General features: G+C 38.3%; 3 protein-coding genes. 2 read left to right on the top strand and 1 reads right to left on the bottom strand.

The features are described 5' to 3' along the window. Window positions 1-131 precede the first annotated feature (131 nt). Both ACYTXL_RS16260 and ACYTXL_RS16255 read left to right on the top strand, forming a co-directional pair. Window positions 132-3,062, top strand: coding sequence for a GTPase (locus ACYTXL_RS16260; protein WP_461925644.1), 2,931 nt, complete (start codon window positions 132-134; stop codon window positions 3,060-3,062). 189 nt (window positions 3,063-3,251) lie between these two features. After that, on the top strand, window positions 3,252-5,009 hold the full coding sequence (locus ACYTXL_RS16255) for a GTPase (RefSeq protein ID WP_461925643.1): 1,758 nt from the start codon (window positions 3,252-3,254) through the stop codon (window positions 5,007-5,009). A 741-nt stretch (window positions 5,010-5,750) separates the two neighbouring features. Here ACYTXL_RS16255 and ACYTXL_RS16250 read toward each other — a convergent pair. Further along, complete coding sequence (locus tag ACYTXL_RS16250) at window positions 5,751-6,077, bottom strand: hypothetical protein (protein ID WP_461925642.1); 327 nt, start codon at window positions 6,075-6,077, stop codon at window positions 5,751-5,753. Window positions 6,078-7,377 lie beyond the last annotated feature (1,300 nt).

The raw sequence follows: 7,377 nt of genomic DNA, 5'->3' as shown, positions 1-7,377 counted from the left end.
CTTGTGAATTAATTTTTTAGGAAACTTGTAAGTAACTACGCCAGAAATGGATTAGCGTTCTCAATTTCCGATGTATAGGCTTGTTCATACATTGTAACTTCCTCTTAGCCTTCAATTCACTGTTAGAGAAAATGACTGACCCCACTACAACAACCGATGAAACACTAGATTATTCGTTTCTGCTGGTCACGCACATGGTTTGTGCTGACCAGCAGATTCATAACAAAGAATTGAAATATTTATACGCACTAAATTCAACAACTAAGTTAGGAAGACGTACAAAGGAAGAGAAAGAAAAAATACTTATTCAAGATGAGAATCTAATTCCTGTAGACTTTGTAGCTCAAAAGGTGTTATCGGAGCAGCAAAATTGGGCAATGGGGCAAATTCTGGTGATGGCGTATGTTGACGGTTTTTATTCACCGTTGGAACACCAGATGGTCGAGCAAGTTGCAGAGATTTGGGGTTGGTCTAATAAGAGACTACAGGAATTTGTAAAATATGCAAAACTTGAAAATGCTGTTCAGCCTATAAAAGAGGACAGCACTGCAAGAAATACTTTGTGGAATACTCAAAACTATAAAGCTGCTATTGAGCAATGTACTAAAATAGCACAACAAGATTTTAAATTTACAGAGTCAGCCCTGCAAGCAGCTAAGACAACCCTTGACAATTTAAAAATAGATATAGATATCGAACTCAACCGTCTAACTATCGAGCATAAAAGCAGTGGTAATGCTAGAGCGCAAACAGCCCAGGAAGTTACTAAACAGCTTGAAACTACGAAACAATCTCTAGAAGTAGAAATCGTCAAGAAAATTCAGGATGTCCGCGAGTCATTGAATGGCAAGCAACGCGCCCTCAATTATTTCAGCATTGCCTTTATGGGCAAAACCAAAGCAGGTAAAAGCACTCTCCACGCCATTATGACAGGTGAAGGCTGGGATTCTATCGGTGTGGGGAAACAACGCACAACTCGCTTGAATCGAGTTTATGAGTTGGAAAATATTCGCATTATTGATACCCCTGGAATTGGCGCACCAGGAGGTAAAACAGATGAGGAAATTGCCCAAAGTGTTATCCATGAAGCTGATGTTATCTGTTATGTAGTCACTAATGACAGTATTCAAGAAACTGAGTTTGGCTTTTTGCGCCTACTCAAAGAAAATGCCAAGCCACTAATTGTTTTGCTAAATGTACACAAAAATTTTCGTGATTCCCGGCGCGGCCCCTATGAACTAGATAAATTTCTTAAGAACCCTGATAAGTTATTTGCTTTAGACGGAACAAGCGGTTTAGGAGGACATATCGAGCGCATCCGCCGCTATGCTCAACAGCATTATGGTAATGACTATTTTGATATTGTTCCTGTTATGTTGTTGGCAGCACAGCTATCTTATGAACGGGAACATCAAGATAATCAAGAGCAACTTTTCAAAACCAGCCAGATAAAAAATTTCATCGATGAAATTTGGCTATCTATAGTTAAGTATGGTAATATCCGGCGCTCTCAAACTTTGCTCGGTTGTACAGCAGTGGAACTTGAAAAACCCTACAAATGGATTGAGCAGCAAGCTGAAACCTTTACAAATTCAACAGATCGACTGAAAAGCAAGCACCGGAATATCGACAAACAGATTGCACAAGCTGCAAATGATGCGCGTAACTCTTTAAAGAATGAAATTGAATCTATTTTTAAAGATGCATTAAATGCTATTCCATCCTTTGCTGAAACACATTGGGATTCTTCGGAAAGCGAGATGAAACAGGAATGGGAGACAAAGCTCAAAAATATTGGTTTTGAAGAACGCCTTAGTACAGCATATCAAGAAACAGTAAGCCATTTTGCTAAGGAAGTTCAAGAATCTCTTGAGGAAATAGGAAGAGAATTACAACTGATTGGTAAATTAGGCAGTCATATATTCAGTTTTAACAGACAAAATTCAAGTGATGAGCGCAATTTTTTTCGCATAGGGGGAGGAATTTTAGGATTAGCCGGAGTCGTAATGGCATTTATACCTCCTTTAGCTGGTATTGGCTTAATTGTGGGTATTGTTGGTGGTGTTATCGGCTTTATCGGTGGCTTTTTAAAATCAAAACAAGAAAAACGTAGAGAAGCAGTTGAAAATATTTCCAGTGTATTACAAAGACAGATTAAAGAGTTTAAACACAATAGTCTTTTAAAAGCATTAGAACAATTAGATAAAACTTGTGATGAAGTCCAAGTGAATGTTGATAAATACTTTAAGGAATTAATTGAAGGTCTAGATGCAATTGCTATAAACCTTAATTTAGCGCAAAGTGAGTTATTAGAAAAATCTGTAGATGTTCTTAATCGAGCTTACGCCAAAAGACTTGTGGACTGGTGTTGCAAAAAATATGAACCATTGACACAGGATAGTATTGACGCTGCTATTGCTCAAGTTACTAGAAATTCTACGGATGGCATAAATATTGCCACTAAAACTACCATTGAAATAAAAATAGATAGTGATGAAATACGGCGGATTCTCCAAGAGTCTGTTACATTTGAAAAACAACCAAAAGCTACTTCAAAAACACATTATCAAATAGGAGATATAGTGATGGAACCTATATTTAAATCAGTTCTGAATTTCTTCATTCAAGATGATTGGAACTATACCGAAATTGAACCAGGAGAAGCACTCCGTCTGGAAGTGAAAATGGAGAACAGTAATTATACTTGTTATGCTATAGTCAATGAGAAAAATAAAACTTTCTTATTCTACTCAAATTCTCCTGTAAAAATACCAAAAAATCAATATTTACAAATAGCAGAATTTTTAACTAGAGCAAATTATGGGCTAAATATAGGAAATTTTGAAATGGATTTTAGGGATGGTGAAGTCCGCTATAAAACTAGCATTTTTTTAGGAGATAATGAATTAGATTATCCAGTGATAAGAAGAATAGTTTATTCAAATTTATCAACAATAGACGACTATTTTCCTGCAATTATGAAAGTAATTTATGGAGGCATGTCAGCAGAAGAGGCAGTTAATCAAATAGAAGGAGAAGAGGAAGATCAAGAAGCTGCATAGATAATAATTAGTAATTATATATTTTTTTAATTTATTAGTTTAAAACTGATAATAATAGCAGAAAAATATTAGAGCGGTTTCCGACCTAGTGAGGTAAGTTTTCAAAGCTACTAACCTTGGTAAACAAGATTTGGGTGTACCTCAGTTGCTTAGAAAACGCTATATAATCATATCAAAACCAAAGGAATCATGAGTTTTCAAAAAAATATTAATAGTTTTCAAGCTGCTGAAATAGCAAAAAGATTTAAAAAACTCACTGAAAAATTTGACAAATTATTAGAGCAGGTAAACACACCAGAAATATCAAGTATACATAGTAAGCTCCATCAGGAGTTGAAGCAATATTATGAACAAGGCTTTCTCACTGTTGCTTTTGTAGGACAATACAGTGCAGGAAAATCTACTATGATGTCTGCTTTGACAGGACGGCGCGATATCCATATTGGTGCTGATATTACTACTGATAAAACTACTAGTTATGACTGGAATGGCATTAAGCTGATTGATACACCAGGATTATTTACAGACCGCAAGGATCACGATGAAATTACCTATGAGGCGATTCGCCAATCAGACTTGCTAGTTTTCAGCCTCACTTATATGTTATTCGACTCGATAACAGCAGAAAACTTCAAAAAGTTAGCCTATGAACTAGGTTATCGCTGGAAGATGATGCTTGTTGTTAACAAAATGGCTGATGGAGCCGGAGAAGAAGAAGAGTTAATTACTAACTACCGTAACAGTTTAGCAAAAGCTATTGAGCCTTACAGTCTAGATGATTTTCCTGTTTGTTTCATTGATGCGAAAGATTATTGCGATGGAGTTGACGATAAAGATGACTTTTTGATGGAACTCAGCCGTTTTCAAACTTTCATTGACGAACTTAATGCTTTTTCCAAACACCGTGGTTCTCTTGCTAAGTTTGATACCCCTGTCAGAATTTCACTGGGTTATGTTGATGATGCTCAGTTGAGTCTGACACGAGACTCTAATAAAGACTCGGTTTTCTTTGAATTACTTAATCGTCTCTCACGTAAAGTACGCCAAGAGCGCGATCGCCTGCGAATAAAAATTCGAGGTATTGCTTTGCAGCTATCAGCAGCAATAGCCAGTGAGGGTACTATTCTCGCTAGTGCAGTAGGGATTAAGGATATTGAAGCTCTAGGAAAGAAAGCTGAAAATAATGTAGAGAAGCTATGTGAAAAAGCAGGATTGGAAATTGAAGAGGCTGTAAAAGCAGCAATTGAGTCACTTCAAGAGGAGATAAAAGAAGTACTTGAAAGTGATTTGGCTCAAGCTTTCACAGCACGTTTGGAAATCAACCAAAAAGTATCTGCTCACAATGTTGATTCGGAGGTAGATGTAGAGCGTTTGAGGCAACAAGTTAATAGTTTCAAGAAATTAGGCGATCAATTCAGTCAATCCTTGGTGAAATATGCCATGAAACCTGGTACAAATCAAGCTAAAGGTGCTTTCCTTCGTGCTGGAGATATAGCAGGTGGCAAACTTCATCAAAATATTTATGATATTGGGAAATTTTTAGGATTTAAATTTAAGCCTTATGGTGCTGTCAATATTGCCAAAGGTATTGGTAATGTAGCCAAGGTTCTAGGGCCAATTATGGCAGTCGGTGCATTAGCCGTGGATATTCATGCAAAGGAACAAGAAAAAGAACAAGACAAGAAAATCGCTGATGCTAGACGTGAAATCACAAGCCAGTTTATTGCAATGGGAAAAGACTTAGAAAGTCAGATGGAAGCACATCTACGGGAAGTGGAAGCACAAGTTTATGGAGAAACTGACAAGGAAATTGCAGAGGAACGTCGAAAAGAAGAAGATGTGATCGCAACTTCAAATATCTGGGTCAAACAACTTGCAGAAATCCGTAAAGATTTTGATTTAATTCTCCAGTACATAACAAAGATAACTGAAGATACGGAAGTTTGAAGAAAAGAATTATCGAATTTCTGCTAATTTGCGAGCGCAAGGTGCGACCGAGTAAAAGTGTTACACAGCATTACCTGCCAAAAACGCTTGTGGTCAGCCATCTACGGTTTTGAGCCAGAAGCGTTTCTTAATTTTTGATTGATACTGGGGGACATTACACATAATTACTCCCGGTTCGCCCATTTTAAATTGAGTTAGAAAAAAGCTGAACGATTTAGTAGGGGTTCTAATCTACAATACAAACGTACTATAATCCCAACTTTGCGCGATCGCATAAAAATAGAGTTTTTAGAACAGGGTGGTAGTTCAAGGTAAATTTATGGGAATGGCTAAAACCATTACTACACCTAGATTTTCTGTTTTTCGGCAATTTCTCGATCTCCAAAAAAAATGAGCGAACCGGGAGTAATTAGTCTAACGTGTAATTGATGCCTCAAAGTCTTCTAGATTCATTGATGTCTACAGCTTACGCCTAACACTACCTCAGATGGTAGTGAGCCACGCTCATTTGATTGTTACCTCGCTTGAGCCACTACTGCCATAAAAATACCCCCAGAATATGGGGGCGATTGATGTGGTTGATGTGCCTAAAAGCACACAATCGAATAATGAGAGTTCGCTATAAGGATTTCTGTATATATGCCCATCTTACAATGAGCTATCGGTGGATGTCTTCGGTGATCACTGACTCTTCAAAATCGCTTCACAACAACTTTTCAATAACATAGCTATTTACACTGTCTATGAAGAAGCGCCAGCTTCAGATACAGTAACCCCTACCTCTGGTTTTACCTCCTTCGCCTTCTTTTCAAAGATTTGAACCCCAGCATCAACTACCTCAAAACCGTTTTCTGTTCGCACGCCAAGCTTGCCCGATACAGCCCCAGCCCAGTCTGCAAACTCTGAGGCGCTAGTTTCAGCCTTCCGCCAGCTTTTTGCATTAACTTGAGCAGTGAAGACTATGCCATTCTGGTCGGTCAACTCGATTGCAACTTTTTTATTCTCTCCTGGTGTAGCTGTTGGTAGTGACCCGCTAAATTTTATTGTCACTTCGCTTTTGGCTTCCATCGCTTACCCCTGGCTCATCATCAATTTCATTTTCCCGCTCCTGATTTTATCTTGGATTAGGTTGACGCAACCTGCGGGAACTACGGTTAATCTCTTTGATATCTAACGAAGTAAGCCTTGAGCATTCCCCTGGAAAGAGAACCAAGATTCAACATTAAATCTACAAAAATTTACCCCGTTTTTGACCCCTTGTTAAGAATTATTCTGAAAAGGCTAAAACGCTTATACCGTAATACTTCCAGCCTTTGTAAATAAATCTTGTGAAAGATTACAATTGTGCTTTGATTTTGCTGTTTTGTGCATGACACCGAAAATCGCCCAAATTCTCGATTTTCACCAATTCTCACCAATTAAACTCAATATATCCCAATCCTACAGAACGCAAATTCAAATTCATCCCTGATTTTTTACCTCTTCAACATCTTCCAGTCACCAAATTCTCATTAGCTCAATAATTCCCAATAAATCCCAAAAGTCACCCGATTTATCCCCATATTTACCTACTAATTTTAAACACGCTTTAGAGCGCATAAACTTTGTAATCCATCTTTTTTTGACGCACAGTACGCCATATTTGGCGGAAAGTTTTTGAGAGTCAAAACTGAAAAGCAGAAGCATAAGCAACAGCCATCAAAAAAGACTACTGAATAACTACATAAGCACGACAAAAGTGACTGTACAGTTCACTCTCTTCAACCCGTCAGCTTGATTTTTGTAGTCTAATGAGTGACAAAAAGTGACAAAACTCAGTTGTCACACTCTGGACATAGTGTACTTTGATACAAAAACTCCCATGTGGCAAAACACCCCCATTTATCCCCAAGATTACCCCAACGATACACAATTGATAGTGAAAGGATAATCAAATGACAGTCGTTTTCGTGCCTACCCGTAAAAACCAACGACAGTCAAAGGACAGCCAATTGGGTCTAATTGGGGTAATTTGAGGGGTATTTGGGTGAAATGCTCCTGGTGGATTCTCCCACAAAAGGGGATTTGGGGCTGGGGTATAATGTATACCATACTCACTATGGTTTCATGCCCTGCGGGTGGCTGCGCCATCTCTCGCTGCGCTCATGACATGAAACCGTCGTTCGCCCTGCGGGGTTTTTGAGTACTACAAAGTACTGCACTTGTAGCATAAAACTTTTATGTCGCCCCTGACGATTCTCAGGATTGAGAAACTAAAAACATTCGGCAACGTTGCTGGCAGTGATGACCATGTGTTAAGGAATAGAGAAACACCCAATGCAGATCCAACTAGAAAGAATGTCCGGTTGATTGGGGGAGAAGACTCACG

The sequence above is a fragment of the Nostoc sp. genome, assembly GCF_054880495.1.
This window is presented reverse-complemented; position numbering and strand designations above follow the sequence as displayed.